The sequence below is a fragment of the Sphingomonas sp. P4_D12 genome, from assembly GCF_056401895.1.
The window spans coordinates 314,824-332,651 of sequence record NZ_JBFUIL010000001.1; the positions used below are offsets into that span (position 1 = coordinate 314,824).

Sequence of the window (17,828 nt, forward strand, 5' to 3'; positions counted from 1 at the left end):
CAAGTCCTGCTGCACAGCCAAGATCGCACCTGGAGAAAACCCAAATGACCACGCTTTCGAGCGCCCCTGTGGCGCCTCTTCTCGCGCGCCTGTTCGCCGACGCCGATGCCAATCCGCCGGCACGAAGCCCGGCCTTTGCCGGCGTGACCAGCGAAGACCGCGGCCGAATGATGCGCAGCAAGACCGATTATCGCGATTTCTACGCCCAGCTCAGCGACTTCGCGCTGCCGGTGTCGCGTGAAGTCGGCGGCCTGCTCTACATGCTGGCCCGCGCCACTAATGCCCGTTCGATCGTCGAGTTCGGTACCTCGTTCGGCCTGTCGACGCTCCATCTGGCGGCGGCGCTGCGCGACAATGGCGGCGGGCGGCTGATCACCAGCGAGTTCGAGCCCGGCAAGCTGGCGACGGCCAAGGCTAATCTGGCCGAGGGCGGGCTGGTCGACTTGGTCGAGTTTCGCGAAGGCGATGCGCTGGAGACGCTGGCGGTCGACCTGCCCGAGACGATCGACCTCATGCTGCTGGACGGCGCCAAGGCGCTGTACTCGGATATTCTCGACCGGGTGGAGAGCCGGTTGCGGCCGGGCGCGATCCTGATCGCCGACAATGCCGATTATTGCCCCGAATATCTCGAGCGGGTCGGCAATATCGCCAATGGCTATATGTCGATGCCGTTCAGCGACGAGGTGGAGTTTACAATCCGGCTCGGCTGATCCGCGGCTACGTTATCGACGCGATTGGCGGCCCGGTTGCCGTGAGGAACCGGGCCGCCATGCGCTTCATGCTTATTTCGCGGTGCTGACCCCGCACTGCTTCTGTTCCATCGGAATCTGCTTGGTGATGCGGGTGGCGTTCTCGGCATAGGCCTCGGTCACCGAACCACTGTTGACGGTCTTGCCACGCAGCGGACTCACGCCTTGGCAGAGGTGGAAGACGTGCGGTGTCGAGGACTTCTTGGCGCCGTTCTCCGGAGCGATCCAATAGACGAGGTCCTGGCCGGCCGGGTGGGCGGCATCCTTGGTCGCCTCGGCCACCGCATTGGAGTCCCTGGCGATATCCTTCGCCTGATCGGCAACCTCGGGCGAACAGGCCGTGGTCGGCTCGCCGGCTTTGATCTGGGCCGCGCACTTGTTCATGTCCTGGGTATATTGCTCGGTCGACGGCGGCTTGAAGTCCACGCCGATCACGGTGGCGACCAGCGCCAGAACGACCCCGATGCCGCCGGCGATCTTCTTGTTCTTCGGATCCATGTCCTTGTCCAGGAAGATCAGGGCAATCAGCGGGAGAAAGGCGATCACCGTAATGATCGCGCCGAGCTGGTTCTGGACGAAGAACCGGAATGCGTCCGCTCTGGTGGCCGGATCCTGCCTGTTGGCCGCTTTCCACATCAGGCTGCCGGCAATCGCGAACACTGCGATCACCACCAGAAGGCCGATCAGCAACGCAAGGTTGCCATGGTCAAACTTGTGCTGCTTGAGCATGACGATACCGGCGATCTCGGTGCCGATGGCAACAACCCAGGCGAGCGCGGCGAACAGGCGAAGTCGCTTGGCGGCAGATTGCTGGCCCTGTGACGCTTGCCAGTCTTTGGTGACGTCGACGTCTGCGCCAGGATTGGTGTCAGGCATGTTCAGAACCCCCCTTATCGACCTTCGACACGGCGGGCAGCGGTCGGGAAACCTGGGCCACCTCGCGCAGCGTCTTCAAGACCTTGTTCGCGAACAGCCTAACCGACGTCGCCGGTTGGAACCAGCAATAATCGCCGGCAGCATTCACCGGTAACAATCGCTTGCCGACTCTGCCGGCGCCGCCATCGCGATTTCGCCAGTCACCGTAATTCTAAAGGCAACGTCCCGTCGTCGTTCAGTTTTGCTGCCGCAAACGAGCGACTTCCTTTGGCGTGATGTTCGACTTTGCGGCGCCGAAACGAGCCGTCACATAGTTGGCGGCGGACGCGATTTCCGTGTCGGAATAGGATGCGGCAAAGCTCGGCATATAGGGGCGGCCGGAACCGGGCTTCCCGGCGCCGTTGAGGATCATCGCCGCCACGTTCGCCGCCGTCGGATCGTTGACCGCGCGCACGCCGGTCAGCCGGGCCTCCTCGACGATGGCCCCGGCGCCCGTCCAGGCATGGCAACTGGCGCAACTGCCCTCGAACACCCGTTTGCCGACCGGGTTGTCGATCGATGCAAGCTTGGGCGAGGCCGGAGCCGGGCCGGCGGGTTGCGGCGAGCGATCGCTGCGAATGGCAGGCACCGTCTTCAGATAGGTGATGATCGCGGCGAGATCGGAAGGGGTCAGTTTCGACAGGCTCAACGCTACCGCTTCGCCCATCGGGCCGGATGCGCCTCCGCGTCCCTGTGCGTGACCGGTCGACAGATAGGATGCAAGCTCGGCATCGCTCCAGCCGCCAATGCCGCTGACGCGGTCGCCGGTGATGTTATAGGCGTTCCAGCCTTCGGCCACGCCGCCCGCGAATTTGTTGCGCTGGTCGAGCGCCTGCATCAGGTTTCGCGGCGTATGGCATTCGCCGCAATGACCGGCGGCTTCGACGAGATAGGCGCCGCGATTCCACGCCGCGCTGCGCTCGCTGACCGGACGGAAGCGCCGGTCGCTGTTGAAGAAGGCCGACCAGATTCCCATCAGCCAGCGCTGATTGAACGGGAAGCCGAACGTGTTGGGTTTGTTCGCCTGCTTCACCGGCGGAAGCGAGAACAGATAGGCCTTGATCGCCAGCACGTCGGCGTCGGTCAGCATCGTGTAGGACGCGTAGGGAAAGGCTGGATAGAAACGTGATCCATCGGGCGCGACACCCTTGTGCACGGCATCGAGGAATTGCGCGTCGGTCCATTTGCCGATCCCGGTTTCCGGATCCGGCGTGATATTCGGGGTATAGATCGTCCCGAACGGGAGGACGAACGGCCGCCCGCCCGCGAACGGCCTCCCGCCTTTGGCCGTATGGCACGCCTCGCAATCGGCCATCCGGGTGACATAGTCCGCGCGCGTCCGTGGGTCGGCGGTCGCGAGCTCCGCCGGCAACCCGGTCAGCGTCTTGTCCGGATAGCTGGCCAGCTCCACCTGCGTGCCCCCCGCAAAGCTATAGGGACCGGGCTGAAAGACCATGCGGCCGATGATCGCCGCCACGAGCACGACGATCGCGCCCGCCAGAAGCAACAGGTTCCGCCGCATCCTCAAGCCCCCTTCGCGATGAGTGCGCGGTCGATCGGCATGCGCGTGAGCTGCACGCCGGTTGCCGCATAGACGGCGTTGGCGACGGCGGGCTGCGTGACCACGGTTCCCGGCTCGCCGATCCCGCCCGAATTCTCGCTGCTCGGCACGACATGCACTTCGATCGCCGGCATCTCGTCGATGCGGATGATGCGATAGTCGTTGAAATTGCCCTGCTCGACGGCGCCCCCCGCAAAGGTGATCTTGCCGAATAGCACCGCCGACAAGCCAAAGGTTGCGCCGCCCTGGATCTGCGCTTCGAGGATATCGGGGTTGATGACCTTGCCGACATCGGCGGCGATCACCAGGCGCGTGACGCTCACATCTCCCTCGTCGCTCACCGCCACGTCCGCGATCGCGGCGAGAAAGCTGCCAAAGGCGTTCATCAGCGCGATCCCGCGTCCGCGCCGCGCCCCGGATGGAAGGGATGGCGCCAGCGTACCCCAGCCGGCCTTGTCGGCCGCGAGGTTCAACACGCCCAGCGCGCGCGCATTCTTTTCGAGCAGACCGCGTCGGAAAGCGAGCGGATCGACGCCGTTCTTGCGCGCGATCAGATCCATGAAGCATTCGATCGCGAAGATGCTGCCGTTCGGACCGACACCGCGCCAGAAAGCGACCGGCACCGCGCTTTCGTGGCGGATAAATTCGACCAGCCGGTCGCCGACCGCATAGGGCACCTCGGCCGCCCCATCGACCGCATCGGCATCGATGCCGTCCTTGAACGCCGGCGGCAGCCAGTGCGCCATGACCGATCCGCCAGTGACGCGGTGATGCCAGGCCGTGATCCGTCCGTTTTCCAGCCGGGCCTTCAGATGCTCGTGATAGAGCGGACGATAGAGTTGCTGGCGGATATCCTCTTCGCGCGACCAGATCACCTTGACTGGTCCGTCGACCTTGGCGGCGATCCGCACGGCCTTGACCACGCCGTCGACCTCGAGCCGGCGGCCGAAGCCGCCGCCGATCAGGTGATTGTTGACCGTCACCTTGTCGGGCGTGATGCCCAGTGCCGTGGCGGCACCGGCCTGGGCGAAACCGGGCACTTGCGTCCCGGTCCACAATTCGCAGGCGCCACCCTGCACGTGCACCGTGCAATTGGTCATCTCCATCGGCGCATGGGCAAGATAGGGAAGTTCGTAGCTCGCTTCGAACAAGGTACCGTCTTTGAGCTTGGCGAGCGCGTCGCCTTCCTTCTTGGCGACGACCCCGGGCCCCTGCGATGCCTTTTCCAGATCGGACCACAATTTCGCCTGATCGAGTCCGGCATTGGCCCCGGACGCCCAGTCGATCGCCAGCGCGTCCAGCCCCTGCATCGCCGACCAGGTGCTGTCCGCGACGACCGCGACGAGATCGTCGAGCACGACCACCTGCCTGACGCCGGGGACGGCGAGCGCCGGCGCCTGATCGACCTTGCCGACCTTGCCGCCGAGCACGGGCGGCGATCGCAACGTCGCGAATTTCATGCCCGGCAGCATCACGTCGATGCCGTAGACCGTCTTGCCGATCGCCTTGTCCGGCGTATCGATGCGATGCACTGGCTTGCCGATCAGACGGAACCGGGCCGGATCCTTGAGCGCGACCTCGGCCGGCGGCTTCAATCGCGAGGCGGCGTCGGCCACCTCGCCATAGCGCAACGAGCGGCTGCTCGCGGTATGCGTGATCACGCCGTTTTCGGTGGTGAGGCTGGCGGCGTCGACCCGTAACCGCGCAGCGGCGGCCGCCACCAGGAGCGCACGCGCGGTCGCGCCTGCCTTACGCAGTGGTCCGCTCCACGCCATGGTCGTGGTCGATCCGCCGGTGGCCTGCACGACGAACACCGGGCTGCCGTAATTGGCCTGATCGGGCGGTGCGTGCGCGGCGACCACCTTGTCGAGCGCGACGTCGAGTTCCTCGGCGATGCACTGGCTCTGCGAGGTATAGACTCCCTGGCCCATTTCCACTGCCGGCAGCGTGAAGGTCACCCGGTCGTCGGGCGCGATGTGAATGAAGGCGTTGAAGCGCTGGCCGGTCGGCACCGGCTCGGGCGCACTCGTCATGGCGGCGCGCGCGGCGCTCCATGGCAGCTCGATCGCGACAAGCAGCCCGGCGACAAGCGCGCCGCCCTGGAGCACCGCGCGGCGCGACAGGCCGTTGGCGGCCTCAGGAGCGGGCGGCATGCTTGATCCCCTCGCGAATGCGCACATAGGTACCGCAGCGGCAGAGATTGCCGGCCATCGCCGCATCGATATCGGCATCGTCGGGAGCGGGATTGCCGGCCAGCAGCGCGGCAGCCGACATAATCTGTCCCGGCTGGCAATAACCGCACTGGATGACCTCCAGATCAATCCATGCTTTCTGGATCTTCGCCCCTGCGGGGGTGTTGCCGACGCCTTCGATCGTCGTGATCGCACGGTTGCCGACGCGCCCCACCGGGAGCTGGCAAGACCGGACGGCGACACCGTCGAGATGAACCGTGCACGCGCCGCATTGGGCGATCCCGCAGCCGAACTTCGTGCCGGTCATTCCCAGCAGGTCGCGCAACATCCACAATAATGGCATATCTGGCGGAGCATCGACGTCGCGCTTTTCGCCGTTGATCGTGAACTCTGGCATCGACCTGCCTTTCGCTTATCCTGGTGGATGCGAAATACCCAGATCAGGAGCCGCCCTGGTTCCGGGCACGCACACAACTCCAGCACGAACACTATGCAGGGGATTCATTACCCCTGGCCGGGTGTAGCGATAGGCCATTCCGCCGCTCGACGCACGAGAAGATTCGCCATGTCGACGACCAGACCTGCACGGCACGCCGCTCAATTGCCTGGATGAGCGGCGGTCGATTCTTGTCTGACCTTGGCCAGGGGCGACGTCCAATATGCTTGTGTCGACGGACTCCGTGGAGTTCTGGCGGCTCAATCCAGCCAGTCAGAACGTCCGATCCCGATGACGGCTTTCCCAAAAGCCGCCATGCGGAATCGATCTCATAGCGGTCCTCTTTTAAGCCGCCTCGGCCCGCCGCTGTCTGAGTTCGTCATTCAGCATCTCGGCCAGCAGGAATGCCAGCTCCAGGCTCTGCCCCGCATTCAACCGCGGGTCGCAATGCGTGTGGTAGCGATCGGCCAGGCTCTGCTCGGTCACGTCGACGGCGCCGCCGGTGCATTCGGTGACGTTCTGCCCGGTCATCTCGGCATGGATGCCGCCGGCGAAGGTGCCCTCGGCGCGGTGGACGGCGAAGAAGCCGCGAACCTCAGCCAGGATGCGCTCGAACGGGCGCGTCTTGTAGCCATTGGCGGCCTTGATGACGTTGCCGTGCATCGGGTCGCAGCTCCAGATCACCGGATGGCCTTCGCGTTTCACCGCGCGGACCAATTTGGGCAGGCCGGCCTCGATCTTGTCATGGCCATAGCGGGTGATCAGGGTCATGCGGCCGGGCACGCGGCCCGGGTTGAGCGTATCGAGCAGCCGCAGCAGGACGTCGGGCTCCAGGCTCGGCCCGCATTTCAGGCCGATCGGGTTGCCGATCCCGCGCAGGTATTCGACATGCGCCGATCCGTCGAACCGGGTGCGGTCGCCGATCCACAGGAAATGCGCGCTGGTATCGTACCAGTCGCCGGTCAGGCTGTCCTGCCGCGTCATCGCCTGCTCGTACTGGAGCAACAGCGCTTCGTGGCTGGTGTAGAATTGCGTCTGGCCGAGCTGCGGCACGGTGTCGGGGTTGATCCCGCACGCTTCCATGAACTCGAGCGCCTCGCCGATCCGGTCGGCGGTCTCGGCGTACTTCTTCGCCCAGGGGCTTGAACCGAGGAAATCGTGCGTCCAGCGATGCACTTGGTGCAGGTTCGCATAGCCGCCCTGCGCGAAGGCGCGCAGCAGGTTGAGCGTCGCCGCCGATTGCGAATAGCCCTGGATCATCCGCTGCGGGTCGGGGATGCGGCTTTCGGGCGTGAAGGCGATGTCGTTGACATTGTCGCCGCGATAGCTCGGCAGCTCGACGCCATCGATGATCTCGGTATCGGCCGAGCGCGGCTTGGCGAACTGGCCTGCCATGCGGCCGAGCTTCACCACCGGCAGCTTCGACGCGAAGGTCAGCACCACCGCCATCTGCAGGATCACGCGGAACGTGTCGCGGATGTTGTTGGGGTGGAATTCGGCGAAGCTCTCGGCGCAATCGCCGCCCTGGAGCAGGAACGCCTTGCCCTCGACCACGCGCGCGAGATCGGTCGTCAGGTTGCGCGCCTCTCCGGCAAAGACCAGCGGCGGATAGCTGGTCAATTGCTTCGTCGCGGCGGCGAGCGCTGCGGCGTCGGGATAATTGGGCAACTGGCGTGCCTCATGCGAGGTCCAGCTATCGGGGGCCCATTTGGCGGCCATGATCGTCACTTTGCTTGTCGGTAAAGGGGCAAGTCCCATGCGCCGAATCAACTTTTGTCGCAACAAAGGAAAAGTCGATCACGCTGATCGCACGGCTTTGCGTCCGACCGGATCCCTTCGTGAGAGCGTCGGCGAAATAGCGTCCGGTGCTATTCAGGTGATCGGTAAAGGCGCGGAAGGTTGGGGGGAGAGCCACGCGCCTTGACGCCAACTTGCCTTGCATGTTCCCTGATTGTTCACATATCGCACCCGTGACCCGAGATCTGTTCGACATGCCGCCGGTCCCCGGCCTTCACAGCCGCTCCGACTTCTTCACCCCGGCGGAGGAAGGCGCGCTGATTGCCGCGATCGACGCTGTCGAGCTCGCCCCGTTCCGCTTCCAGCAATGGACCGGCAAGCGCCTCACCCACAGTTTCGGTTGGCAATATAATTTCCAGTCGGGCGAGCTCGGCCGGGGCGAACCGATGCCCGACTGGCTTCTGCCGATCCGCGATCGCGCCGCTACTGCCGCCGGACTGGCACCCGACGCGCTCGTCCAGGCGCTGCTGCTGCGCTACGATCCCGGCGCGGGGATCGGCTGGCACCGCGACCGTCCGATCTACGACCAGGTCGTCGGCCTCTCGCTCGGCGCGCCGGCGACGATGCGCTTCCGCCGCAAGCAAGACGAGCGCTGGCGCCGCGTCAACGTGCCCCTCGAGCCGCGCGGACTCTACCATTTGTCGGGAGAGGTTCGGCATGATTGGGAGCACAGCATCGCTCCGATCGACCAGACTCGTTGGTCGATCACGTTCCGATCCTTCTCGGCTCAAGGCTTGAGGGTAGCCGCAGCGGCCTGATTTCGCTGACTCGAATACGAGGGATGCACGCGGCTTCCACTTCTGCCATGACACAAAAATGTCATGGAAATGTCATGTGACGATCGGCGCCTTCTTGCTCGCGGTGCTTCCCTCATCCGCCGAGGCCGATGACGGCCAAGTCTGGCTGAGCGCCAATGCCCGTGGTCCGGTTGCCGGCCGAGTTGAACTAGGCGTCGAGACGAACGAGCGGTTCGGCCGCGACGGGGAAGGCGGCCTGTACGAAAGCGAGAACATCGCCATGCTCGGGCTTCGTTTCGACCGGGCGACCCTGGCCGCGGGGTATGTTCGCGACATTGTCTATCATGGCGGTAGTGCGACGATCGAACAGCGCGCGCGTCAGGATTTCAGCGTCGATCATCTCGCCAGGATCGGGCCGCTGGTCATTGGGGCGCGGTTGCGCGCCGAAGAGCGCTGGCGCGAGGGATCGAGCGGCACGGGCGTTCGGATCAGGCCGTTCGTCCGGCTGACCTTGCCGGTCACCGGCAAATTGAACCTGCTCGCCAGCCATGAGAGTTTCGTCAATCTGGGCGCCGGCGCCGGCCAGCGTGGCGGTTACGACCGCACGCGCAACTTCCTCGGCATCGGCGTGCCGCTGGCCAAGCGAGTCGGCGTCGAGATCGGCTATCTCAATCAATGGACCCGGGGCGCGCGTACCGTCGGCGCTGCGGCGTTCACCCTGGGGTGGCGCTGGTAGGGCGAATTCGTCGTCGGAACTGGCGCATCACGCGCGCTGCTGCTCGTCCCACGTTGCGCGCTCGGCAAAAATCTGCGCGACCGTGTCCATGTTTTCGCTGCCCCAGTTGCAGAGCGGCGTCAGTGCTTCGGCCAGGCTGTGGCCAAGCGGGGTAAGCGTATAGTCGACCCGCGGCGGCACTTCCCGGTAATCGTTGCGCGTGACGATGCCGTCGGCTTCCAACTCCTTCAGTTGCTGGATCAGCATCTTGTCGCTGACGCCGCGGACTGCGCGCTTGAGCTCGCCATAGCGGTTTGGGCCCTGGATCAGGAAATAGATGATCAGCGGCTTCCACTTGCCCGCGATCACACGAAGCGTGGCGTCGAGACCGCAGGAGAAGCCGGGGACGCAGGATGGAATGGTAGACATAATCGATACTTACCAAAAGGTGCATACTTGTCGATAGGTGGGTGCTTCGCCAGCTACGTGCCAGCGCTAAGATGAAAGGCACGAGACATGAAAAGACTGAATGGCAAGACGGCAGTCGTGACGGGTGGCGGCACGGGTATCGGTCTGGGCAGCGCACGACGCTTCATCGAGGAAGGCGCCTTCGTCTATATCTTTGGACGCCGGCAGGAGGCACTCGACAAGGCTGCTGCGGAACTGGGTCCGAATGCCCGCGCGGTGCAGGGGTCGGTCACCGATCAGGCCGATCTCGACGGGTTGTTCGAGACGGTGAAGGCCGAGCGCGGCGGCCTCGACATCCTGATGGCCAATGCCGGCTTCGGCGAACTGGTACCGCTCGGGCAGATCACCCGAGACCAATATGATGCGGCGTTCGACATCAACGTCAAAGGCGTGCTGTTCACGGTTCAGACCGGGCTACCCCTGATGGGTCCGGGCGGTTCGATCATTCTGACCGGTTCGACCGCCGGTGTAATGGGCACGCCGGCGTTCAGCGTTTACAGTGCGACTAAGGCAGCCGTGCGCAACTTCGCCCGCGGCTGGGCGCAGGATCTGCGCGGCACCGGCATTCGCGTGAACGTATTGTCGCCCGGACCGACCCTGACCGAGCTTGCCGAAGAGGCGGTCGGTCGCGACGCGATGATCGAGATGGGATCGGGCACGCCGATCGGCCATGTCGGCGATCCATCGGAGATCGGTGCGGTAGCGGCCTTCCTGGCGTCCTCGGACAGCAGCTTCATGACCGGCGGCGAAGTGTTCGCCGATGGTGGATTCGCGCAGATCTGACGCACCCTGGCGGTGGCTACTCGGCCGGCGCCCCCGGAAAACGGGGCGCCGGCCTTCGGTATGTGTGTGCGGCAGTGGGATGGGAATGCACGCAAGTTTCAGCGCGACGACCGGCTAGGCGGCGCGAAGGCGGGAACTTCGAACCTGGGCGCAGCCAGCGACACCTCTGTCGGCAACTCCCGCGTGTTTCCGGTGCGCAGGAAATCGTAGATCGCCTGCTTGGCGCCGGGGCTCTCGCGCAATTGGTAAAAGGCGCCGTCATGCCCGGCGCGGTGCACGAGGATGGCATGGCCATTGGGGAAATAGGGCAACAGACCGAGCGTGTTCTCGACCGGCGTCGAAGTGTCCCAGTCGCCATGTACGAAGACGACCGGGATCGGCGTCACGCGCGGACACCGCACCGCGTCGCCCATGTCGGGCGTCGGCCAGTCGGGCGCTGACACCAGGTTTGCCTCGAAATTCCAGCTGCCCAGCAGGTCCAGCGCGGGATCGGTGCGCATCTGATGCTCGCGATCCGCCGTGACGCCCAGGCTGCTGTCGGCGAGCGGGCCGATCAATTTGACCGGGCCCGCCCGCCGGTCCTCCATCGTCTGGCGCGCCCATGCGTCGTAATGGCCATAATAGAGCGACAGGATGAAGGCAGGCCAATGCTCAGCCTCATCGGTGCGCGCCAACAGGGCGAGCTGCAAATCTTCCGCGCCGAGCACGACCGTCTGCGCCTTGCCGGCATCGTCGCGGATAGTCACCCGGATCGGCGCCGTGGCGAAGCGCTGGTGCAGGGCGCGTACCGCCGCCATCATCCCGCCATCGGGCAGATAAGGCGCCAGGCCAGGATCGCGATCGGCGTCATAGGCGATGCGCTGGAGCGCGGCGAAGACGTGCGATGGCATGTCGAATCCGTTGTTCAGCGGCTCGACCGACGAGAGCACGGCGCGGGCGACGATCTCGGGATGGAAGCGCATCACCGCGAGCGACCATTGCGAGCCGAAACTGCCGCCGAACAGGTTGATCTTGTCATAGCCGAGCGCTCGCCGCAGATCGTCGACATCCGCCGCGAACGCGTCGATCGTGTAGCCGGACAGGTCCTTGTCGGGATTATACGCGACCGCCCGCCGGGCGAGCGCCTGCATCGCGCGGCTGTCGGCCTGGACCGAGGCCGGCTGGTCGAGTGGGGAAGCGTCGGCCGTTTCGACGAGCATCTCGCCGCGGCTGGTATAGCCGCGCTGCTCGATCACGACGAGGTCGCCCGCCGCGCCGAAGGTCAACCACGACCGCAAGCGGCTTTGCGCGCCTTCGCTCTTGTCCGTGAAGGCGCCGAGCACGCTCAGGCCGGGGCCGCCGGGAAGCCAGAAAATCGGCGGCGCGCCAGTCGGATGGGGTGCCTTAATCCGCGCGAAGCCGATGCCGATGCGGCGGCTCGTCGGCTTGCCGCGATTCTCGGGCACATAGAGCGTGCCGATCTCATAGCGGACGGTCTCGCCGGTCGGGAGCGTCACATGTCCCTGTTCGATCACGATCCGATCGCTCGTCGCCTGCTGCGCCGAAGCGGGCATCACCTGAAAGAACGGCGCCAACGCTAACAAGGCGAGCATTCGAATCGATCGCATGACAGTTCCCCGCAGGACGGCTTGCGGTCGATTGCACTCCAATATATATCTTCATGTCAAGATACTTGATATGAAGATTGTTGTGTATGGCTGAGCAAGCATCCGTTCTCGCGGAGGAGGATATCGTCGACCAATTGCTCCGCGACTGGGCGCGCGAGCGACCGGACCTGGACGTATCGGCGATGGCGGTGGTCGGCCGCCTGCTGCATCTGGGCGGACTGCTTCAGGCGCGGGCGGGCGAACGGCTTCGCGAGCATGGAATCGGCTATACCGAACTCGACGTGCTGGCCACGCTGCGGCGGTCGGGTGCACCTTATCGCTTGAGCCCGACGGCGCTCAGGAAATCCGTATTGCTGACCTCCGGCGCGATGACGGCATGTCTCAACAGGCTGGAACAACGCGGATTGATTTCCCGAACCCCGGACGAGACCGACCGCCGATCGCTCGTGGCGATGCTTACCGACCAGGGCGTACAACTGATCGACCAAGCGATCGCCTCTCATTTCAGCGCGGCCCAGCGGACGGTGAATGGGCTCGATCGAAACGAGCGCGCGGAACTGGCGCGTTTGCTGCGAAAATTGAGACTTCAACTCGAATGATTGTCAGCGGGGCCCGTCTCGTCCCTTGAACGTGGAGCGGATCGGTAGACCCGCCGCCCCTCCAATCGCTAGGAACCAGCGCCTAAGCTACCTCACCCGTTCGCCACCCAATTGCCGTGGAAGCCCGGCGGCACGCGGTGCGGGATGCGGATGGTGGCGACCGGCGGTTCCCCGAAGCGCGTCGCGTCGAGGATCACGAGATCAGTGGTCTCGTGCGGCAGGTCGATCACCAGCCCGACCATCCAGCCGTCGCCTTCAGGCGCATCCTCGCTGCGCGGCACGAACACGAATTCGCCCGGATAGCGGCCCTCGCCGAACTCGTGGACTTCACGCGTCCCGGCTTCCAGGTCTTGCTTGTAGAGCTTGGTCGCGCCGACCGCCCATTCGCCTTCGGGTAGCGCCATCGTATAGGCGTAGCGATAGGGCTGACCGAAGAAGCGCTCGTCGGGGCGGGGGAATTCCTGCGGGCTGGCATCGATCGTGCGGCGGTCGATCGTCTTCGCGACCGGGTCGATCGTCCAGCGTTCCAGCCCCAGCGACGTGCCCGACGGCCCGCCGGTCGCCTCGGCAAACATCGTGTCATAGACGCACGCGTCGAGCACCACCCGTCCGTCGGCGGTGTCATAGGCATTGGCGACGTGGAAGATATAGGTCTGCGGGCAATCGACCCAGACGATCTCGTCCTCGCCGCCATTGCGCGGCAACAGGCCGACCCGCGCTTGGTGATCGGGATTCCAGCGATAGGGAAAACCGTGCCCGCCGATCAGCGCCTTCATCGAAAAAGTGACGGGCAGATCGAGGATCAGCGCATAGCGATTGGTGATCGCGCAATCATGGATCGAGGGGCCGTGCTGGACCTTGATCGGCAGTTCGCGGACGACCCTGCCGTCGCGATCGATCACGACGTGGCGGACGATGTCGGGCTGGGTCGCTTCATAGCAGATGGCATGGTTCTCGCCCGTCCTGGGATCGAGATGCGGGTGCGCGGTGAAGCTACCCAGCAGCGTGTCATCGAACGGATTGTAGGTTTGCTCCTCCAGCGTGTCGGACAGTTCGACCGGATAGCTGCCCGCCTCGACCAAAGCCCAGGTGCGGCCGGCGATGCCCAGGACGTTGGTGTTGACGGTGTCGAAGCTCGCGTGGCGCGGGCCGGGTGCCGACGGCATGCCGGTTTCCGCCGCGACCTGCTTCGACCGGATCCAGCGATTGCGATACCACAAGGCCTTGCCCTGTTTGAGCGCGATGCCGTGGATCATGCCGTCGCCGACAAACCAGTGATAACCCTTGGCCTCGGGCTTGGCGGGGTTCGGACCGATCCGCAGATAGCGGCCATCGAGCTCCGTCGGGATCGTGCCGGAGACCGGCAGATCCTCCAGCGTGACTTCGCGATCCATCGGCTTGTGGATGCCGGTCAGAAACGGATGGTCCTGGTCGGGCATGCGCTTACGGTTGAATTCGGCGACCACGCCGATGCCCTTGGTGACGGTGCCCCGGATTGCATTTTCGATCACGCTCGCCATGACTGGTCTCCGACTCGATGTTTATGGCGTCAACATATCGATCATGGTAACAGTGTCAACATGGATTTGGTCTTGAACAGAAGAAGCACGGGTTAGTGGCGAAAACCTCCTATCATCATGGCGACCTGCGCGCGGCGCTGATCGCCGAGGGGTTGCGCCTGCTCGCGGCACGCGACGCAGAGGATCTGTCGCTGCGCGAGGTCGCGCGCGGCGTCGGGGTCAGCGCTACCGCGGTCTATCGCCATTTCCCCGACAAGGCGGCGTTGATGGCCGCGCTCGCCGCCCAGGGGCTCGACATGCTGAGTCAAGTGCAGCACGCCGCCTATGACGCGGCGGGCGGTGGGGTTGCCGGATTCAACGCGACCGGCGCGGCCTATGTCCGTTTCGCGCTGCTCCACACTGCCTTGTTCCGTCTGATCTTCGCCAACCCGCCGACCGGCAAAAGGGTCGAGCTCGCCGACTCCCCCGACAATGCGATGCGCTTTCTGATGGAGAATGCCGCGAGGCTCGCCCCGCCGGGGATGGAGGCGCGCATCTTCGCGCTGCAATCCTGGTCGGTGGCACACGGTCTCGCCATGCTGATCATCGATGGGCAATTGCATGTCGACGACAAGACCATCGACGCGGTGATCGATGCGCATATGATGGCAGTGAGCGACGAGAGGAAATCCGGATGAAGGCCCAGGCGAACGGTATCGAGATCGAATACGAGACCTTCGGCGAACCGACTGATCCGGCGGTGCTGCTGATCATGGGTCTGGGGGCGCAGCTGACGCGCTGGCCGTTACCGTTCGTCGAGGACCTGGTCGCGCGCGGCTATTTCGCGATCCGCTATGATAATCGCGATATCGGCCTGTCGACTAAGTTCGACGGCGCCCCGGTGCCCGAACTGCCGGCGCTGATCGGCGCGATGATCGCCGGACGAAAGCCCGACGTGCCCTATTCGCTCAACGACATGGCCGCCGATGCGGTCGGTCTGCTCGACGCGCTCGACATCCGGCGCGCGCACATCATGGGCGCGTCGATGGGCGGGATGATCGCGCAATTGGTTGCGGCGGAATATCCCGACCGGGTGTTGTCACTGACCTCGATCATGTCGTCGACCGGCAATCCCGGCCTGCCGCCGTCCAAGCCCGAGGCGATGGCGGTGCTGACCTCACGCCCGACCGGCAACGACCGCGAGACGATGATCGCGCACGGCCTGCGCGCCGAAAAGATCATTGGCAGCCCGGGCTATCCGGTCTCGGAGGACGTGATGCGGGCACGCGTCGAACGCGATTTCGATCGCATGCACTATCCCGCCGGGCCTGGTCGGCAACTCGCCGCGGTGGTCGCGAATGGCGACCGCCGTGCGGCGATCGCGACGATCAAGGTGCCGACGATGGTGATCCACGGCGCCGACGACCCGCTCGTACCGGTCGAGGCCGGGCGCGACACCGCCACGACGATCGCGGGCGCGCAGATCACCGAAGTGCCGGGGATGGGCCACAATCTGCCCGAGGCGCTGATCCCGACCGTGCTCGACGCGTTCGAGAAGGTAGCCAAGCAGACCGCTCCGGCCTGAGCCGGGGAAGCGGAGTCAGGCTCGCCCGAGCCGCTCGCCGGCATAGCGGCCGCTGCGGATCGGCTCCCACCACCAGCGATTGGCGAGATACCAGTCGATCGTCTGCGCCAGCCCGTCCTTGAAGTCGTGCTGGACGCGCCAGCCTAGCTCGCGCTCGGCCTTGTCGGGGTCGATTGCGTAGCGGCGGTCGTGTCCGGGACGGTCGGCGACGAAGCTGATCAGCGAGCGCCGCGGCGGCTGTCCGTGGGTGCCCAGGCGCTCGTCGACCAGATCGCAGATCGCCTCGACCACTTGCAGGTTGGTGCGCTCCTCACGCCCGCCGATATTGTAGCTTTCGCCGATGCGCCCCTTGGTCAGCACCAGGTCGAGCGCGCGGGCGTGATCCTCGACATGCAGCCAGTCGCGGACATTCTCGCCGCGGCCATAGACCGGCAGCGGCTTGCGATCGATCGCGTTGAGGATCGTCAGCGGGACCAGTTTCTCGGGAAAATGGAACGGCCCGTAATTGTTCGAGCAGTTCGACAGCACGACGGGCAGCCCATAGGTTTCGTGCCAGGCGCGAACGAAATGGTCCGACGCGGCCTTCGACGCCGAATAAGGCGAGGAGGGCGCATAGGGTGTGGTCTCGGTGAACACGCCGCTGTCGAACGGAAGGTCGCCGAACACTTCGTCGGTAGAAATATGGTGGAACCGGAAGTGGGCGCGGCGATCGGCGGGCAGAACTTGCCAATAATCCGTCACCGTCGCCAACAGCCGGACCGTGCCAAGCACGTTGGTCGTGACGAATATCTCGGGCCCGTCGATCGAGCGGTCGACATGGCTCTCGGCGGCGAGATGCATGACGCTGTCGACATTCTCCTCGCGCAGCAGCACGCCAACCAGCTCGCGATCGGCGATATCGCCGTGGACGAAGCGGTAATTGGGCGCCTGCTCTACCGAGGACAGCGAAGCGAGGTTGCCGGCATAGGTCAGCTTGTCGAGATTGACGACGCGCGTGCCGGAGCCGACCAACAGCCGCACCACCGCGGATCCGATAAATCCGGCACCGCCGGTGACCAGGACGGTTCTCACCAATCGGTGCTCGCGCGGCGGCGAAGATAGGTCGCGTAGTCGGTCTTGCCGAGCAGGTCGGCGCGCTTCAGCATCGCTTCGGCATCGATCCAGCCCATGTCGAACGCGATCTCCTCGGGGCAGGCGATCTTGATTCCCTGGCGATGCTCGATCGTCCTGACGAACGACCCGGCGTCGTGCAGGCTGTCATGCGTCCCGGTGTCGAGCCAGGCGTAGCCACGGCCCAGTTGGACAACCGACAGGTCGCCACGCTCGAGATAGATCGTGTTCACATCGGTGATCTCGAGTTCGCCGCGAGGCGACGGGCGGATCGACCGCGCGATCTCGGTAATGTCACTGTCGTAATAATAGAGCCCGGTCACTGCCCAGCGCGATTGCGGCTTGGCCGGCTTTTCCTCGATGCTGGTGGCGCGCCTGGTCGCCGGATCGAAGGTGACCACGCCATAACGTTCGGGATCCTCGACCTGATAGGCGAACACGGTCGCGCCGCGCTCGCGCTCGCTGGCGGACTTGCACAAGGCGCCCAGGCCCGAGCCATGGAAGATATTGTCGCCCAGGATCAACGCCGCCGGGCCACCGCCGACAAAATCGGCCCCGATGATGAAGGCTTCGGCCAGGCCGTTCGGCTCAGGCTGTTCGGCATAATCGAGATTGATGCCGAACGCCGAACCGTCGCCGAGCAACTGCCGGAACAACGGCAGATCTCGCGGTGTCGAGATGATCAGGATGTCGCGGATGCCACCGATCATCAGCGTCGAGATCGGATGATAGATCATCGGCTTGTCGAACACCGGCAGCATCTGTTTCGAGACGGCCAATGTGGCGGGATACAGCCGGGAGCCCGAACCCCCCGCGAGAATGATTCCCTTCATATGCCGGGCGATATCGGGCGGGGGAGGGAGATACAAGCTGATCGGCGGTTCGGCTCGAGGAGCTGCGCAAAGCCGCCGCGCCACGCGGCCACGCGACCGTTGCGCGGCGCTCGGATTGGCTTTACCCGCCGTCGCAAGTACCATCGGTGCCGAGCAGGCCCGCGAGACGAGGGGACGAAAATCATCATGCTATTTTCGGGCTCGCCGTTCGCGCTGTTCGTCCGGCACGGCGGCCACCTAGG

At 64.9% G+C, this 17,828-nt stretch carries 17 protein-coding genes; 7 read left to right on the forward strand and 10 right to left on the reverse strand.

Annotated features, from left to right (window positions below):
• Positions 1-44: 44 nt before the first annotated feature.
• Positions 45-710: an O-methyltransferase gene (locus AC1DSD_RS01445; RefSeq protein ID WP_478027879.1), complete on the forward strand. Its 666-nt coding sequence runs from the start codon at positions 45-47 to the stop codon at positions 708-710.
• A gap of 72 nt (positions 711-782) precedes the next feature.
• Here the strand turns inward: AC1DSD_RS01445 and AC1DSD_RS01450 are convergent, their stop codons facing one another.
• The 5 genes from AC1DSD_RS01450 to AC1DSD_RS01470 all read right to left on the reverse strand — a co-directional run bounded on the left by AC1DSD_RS01450 (position 783) and on the right by AC1DSD_RS01470 (position 7,572).
• Positions 783-1,625: a DUF485 domain-containing protein gene (locus AC1DSD_RS01450; RefSeq protein ID WP_478027880.1), complete on the reverse strand. Its 843-nt coding sequence runs from the start codon at positions 1,623-1,625 to the stop codon at positions 783-785.
• Positions 1,626-1,860: 235 nt separating this feature from the next.
• Entirely contained in the window at positions 1,861-3,186 is a 1,326-nt protein-coding gene (locus tag AC1DSD_RS01455) for a c-type cytochrome (protein ID WP_478027881.1), read from the reverse strand.
• 2 nt (positions 3,187-3,188) lie between these two features.
• Positions 3,189-5,378 (reverse strand): xanthine dehydrogenase family protein molybdopterin-binding subunit, encoded by a 2,190-nt coding sequence (locus AC1DSD_RS01460; protein ID WP_478027882.1) that lies wholly within the window; start codon positions 5,376-5,378, stop codon positions 3,189-3,191.
• Positions 5,362-5,814: a (2Fe-2S)-binding protein gene (locus AC1DSD_RS01465; protein WP_478027884.1), complete on the reverse strand. Its 453-nt coding sequence runs from the start codon at positions 5,812-5,814 to the stop codon at positions 5,362-5,364. The genes AC1DSD_RS01460 and AC1DSD_RS01465 overlap by 17 nt, the downstream gene beginning before the upstream one ends.
• A gap of 384 nt (positions 5,815-6,198) precedes the next feature.
• Positions 6,199-7,572, reverse strand: coding sequence for a class II 3-deoxy-7-phosphoheptulonate synthase (locus AC1DSD_RS01470; protein ID WP_478027885.1), 1,374 nt, complete (start codon positions 7,570-7,572; stop codon positions 6,199-6,201).
• Between the two features lie 251 nt (positions 7,573-7,823).
• Between AC1DSD_RS01470 and AC1DSD_RS01475 the strand changes: the two genes are divergently transcribed.
• Positions 7,824-8,408 (forward strand): alpha-ketoglutarate-dependent dioxygenase AlkB, encoded by a 585-nt coding sequence (locus tag AC1DSD_RS01475; protein WP_478027886.1) that lies wholly within the window; start codon positions 7,824-7,826, stop codon positions 8,406-8,408.
• Between the two features lie 76 nt (positions 8,409-8,484).
• Entirely contained in the window at positions 8,485-9,123 is a 639-nt protein-coding gene (locus AC1DSD_RS01480; protein ID WP_478027887.1) for a DUF2490 domain-containing protein, read from the forward strand.
• Between the two features lie 27 nt (positions 9,124-9,150).
• Here the strand turns inward: AC1DSD_RS01480 and AC1DSD_RS01485 are convergent, their stop codons facing one another.
• Positions 9,151-9,531, reverse strand: a complete 381-nt coding sequence (locus AC1DSD_RS01485) for a winged helix-turn-helix transcriptional regulator (RefSeq protein ID WP_478027889.1) — start codon at positions 9,529-9,531, stop codon at positions 9,151-9,153.
• A gap of 87 nt (positions 9,532-9,618) precedes the next feature.
• On the opposite strand from AC1DSD_RS01485, the gene AC1DSD_RS01490 reads away from it, so the two are divergent.
• Positions 9,619-10,353: an SDR family NAD(P)-dependent oxidoreductase gene (locus AC1DSD_RS01490; protein ID WP_478027891.1), complete on the forward strand. Its 735-nt coding sequence runs from the start codon at positions 9,619-9,621 to the stop codon at positions 10,351-10,353.
• 98 nt (positions 10,354-10,451) lie between these two features.
• On the opposite strand, the gene AC1DSD_RS01495 is transcribed toward AC1DSD_RS01490, so the two are convergent.
• Complete coding sequence (locus tag AC1DSD_RS01495; RefSeq protein WP_478027893.1) at positions 10,452-11,960, reverse strand: alpha/beta hydrolase; 1,509 nt, start codon at positions 11,958-11,960, stop codon at positions 10,452-10,454.
• A gap of 86 nt (positions 11,961-12,046) precedes the next feature.
• Between AC1DSD_RS01495 and AC1DSD_RS01500 the strand changes: the two genes are divergently transcribed.
• Positions 12,047-12,559 carry a MarR family transcriptional regulator gene (locus AC1DSD_RS01500; protein ID WP_478027895.1) on the forward strand — a complete coding sequence of 171 codons (513 nt, stop codon included), beginning with the start codon at positions 12,047-12,049 and terminating at the stop codon, positions 12,557-12,559.
• Positions 12,560-12,651: 92 nt separating this feature from the next.
• Here AC1DSD_RS01500 and AC1DSD_RS01505 read toward each other — a convergent pair whose 3' ends face one another.
• Entirely contained in the window at positions 12,652-14,079 is a 1,428-nt protein-coding gene (locus tag AC1DSD_RS01505) for an 8'-apo-carotenoid 13,14-cleaving dioxygenase (protein ID WP_478027897.1), read from the reverse strand.
• A 95-nt stretch (positions 14,080-14,174) separates the two neighbouring features.
• Between AC1DSD_RS01505 and AC1DSD_RS01510 the strand changes: the two genes are divergently transcribed.
• Together AC1DSD_RS01510 and AC1DSD_RS01515 are read left to right on the forward strand one after the other, a co-directional pair.
• Positions 14,175-14,756 carry a TetR/AcrR family transcriptional regulator gene (locus tag AC1DSD_RS01510; protein ID WP_478027899.1) on the forward strand — a complete coding sequence of 194 codons (582 nt, stop codon included), beginning with the start codon at positions 14,175-14,177 and terminating at the stop codon, positions 14,754-14,756.
• On the forward strand, positions 14,753-15,643 hold the full coding sequence (locus AC1DSD_RS01515; RefSeq protein WP_478027901.1) for an alpha/beta fold hydrolase: 891 nt from the start codon (positions 14,753-14,755) through the stop codon (positions 15,641-15,643). Before AC1DSD_RS01510 ends, AC1DSD_RS01515 begins: the two co-directional genes overlap by 4 nt.
• 15 nt (positions 15,644-15,658) lie before the next feature.
• Here the strand turns inward: AC1DSD_RS01515 and rfbB are convergent, their stop codons facing one another.
• Together rfbB and rfbA are read right to left on the reverse strand one after the other, a co-directional pair.
• Positions 15,659-16,717 carry a dTDP-glucose 4,6-dehydratase gene (gene rfbB, locus AC1DSD_RS01520; RefSeq protein ID WP_478027903.1) on the reverse strand — a complete coding sequence of 353 codons (1,059 nt, stop codon included), beginning with the start codon at positions 16,715-16,717 and terminating at the stop codon, positions 15,659-15,661.
• Complete coding sequence (gene rfbA, locus AC1DSD_RS01525; RefSeq protein WP_478027905.1) at positions 16,711-17,586, reverse strand: glucose-1-phosphate thymidylyltransferase RfbA; 876 nt, start codon at positions 17,584-17,586, stop codon at positions 16,711-16,713. The genes rfbB and rfbA overlap by 7 nt, the downstream gene beginning before the upstream one ends.
• Positions 17,587-17,828 lie beyond the last annotated feature (242 nt).

What these genes read in the sequence shown, in the direction of transcription:
- AC1DSD_RS01505 (WP_478027897.1), bottom strand. Translation starts at nt 14,079, where the DNA reads ATGGCGAGCGTGATCGAAAATGCAATCCGGGGCACCGTCACCAAGGGC.
- AC1DSD_RS01470 (WP_478027885.1), bottom strand. Translation starts at nt 7,572, where the DNA reads ATGGCCGCCAAATGGGCCCCCGATAGCTGGACCTCGCATGAGGCACGC.
- AC1DSD_RS01490 (WP_478027891.1), top strand. Translation starts at nt 9,619, where the DNA reads ATGAAAAGACTGAATGGCAAGACGGCAGTCGTGACGGGTGGCGGCACG.
- AC1DSD_RS01500 (WP_478027895.1), top strand. Translation starts at nt 12,047, where the DNA reads ATGGCTGAGCAAGCATCCGTTCTCGCGGAGGAGGATATCGTCGACCAA.
- rfbA (WP_478027905.1), bottom strand. Translation starts at nt 17,586, where the DNA reads ATGAAGGGAATCATTCTCGCGGGGGGTTCGGGCTCCCGGCTGTATCCC.
- AC1DSD_RS01455 (WP_478027881.1), bottom strand. Translation starts at nt 3,186, where the DNA reads ATGCGGCGGAACCTGTTGCTTCTGGCGGGCGCGATCGTCGTGCTCGTG.
- AC1DSD_RS01460 (WP_478027882.1), bottom strand. Translation starts at nt 5,378, where the DNA reads ATGCCGCCCGCTCCTGAGGCCGCCAACGGCCTGTCGCGCCGCGCGGTG.
- AC1DSD_RS01450 (WP_478027880.1), bottom strand. Translation starts at nt 1,625, where the DNA reads ATGCCTGACACCAATCCTGGCGCAGACGTCGACGTCACCAAAGACTGG.
- AC1DSD_RS01465 (WP_478027884.1), bottom strand. Translation starts at nt 5,814, where the DNA reads ATGCCAGAGTTCACGATCAACGGCGAAAAGCGCGACGTCGATGCTCCG.
- AC1DSD_RS01485 (WP_478027889.1), bottom strand. Translation starts at nt 9,531, where the DNA reads ATGTCTACCATTCCATCCTGCGTCCCCGGCTTCTCCTGCGGTCTCGAC.
- AC1DSD_RS01445 (WP_478027879.1), top strand. Translation starts at nt 45, where the DNA reads ATGACCACGCTTTCGAGCGCCCCTGTGGCGCCTCTTCTCGCGCGCCTG.
- AC1DSD_RS01515 (WP_478027901.1), top strand. Translation starts at nt 14,753, where the DNA reads ATGAAGGCCCAGGCGAACGGTATCGAGATCGAATACGAGACCTTCGGC.
- AC1DSD_RS01495 (WP_478027893.1), bottom strand. Translation starts at nt 11,960, where the DNA reads ATGCGATCGATTCGAATGCTCGCCTTGTTAGCGTTGGCGCCGTTCTTT.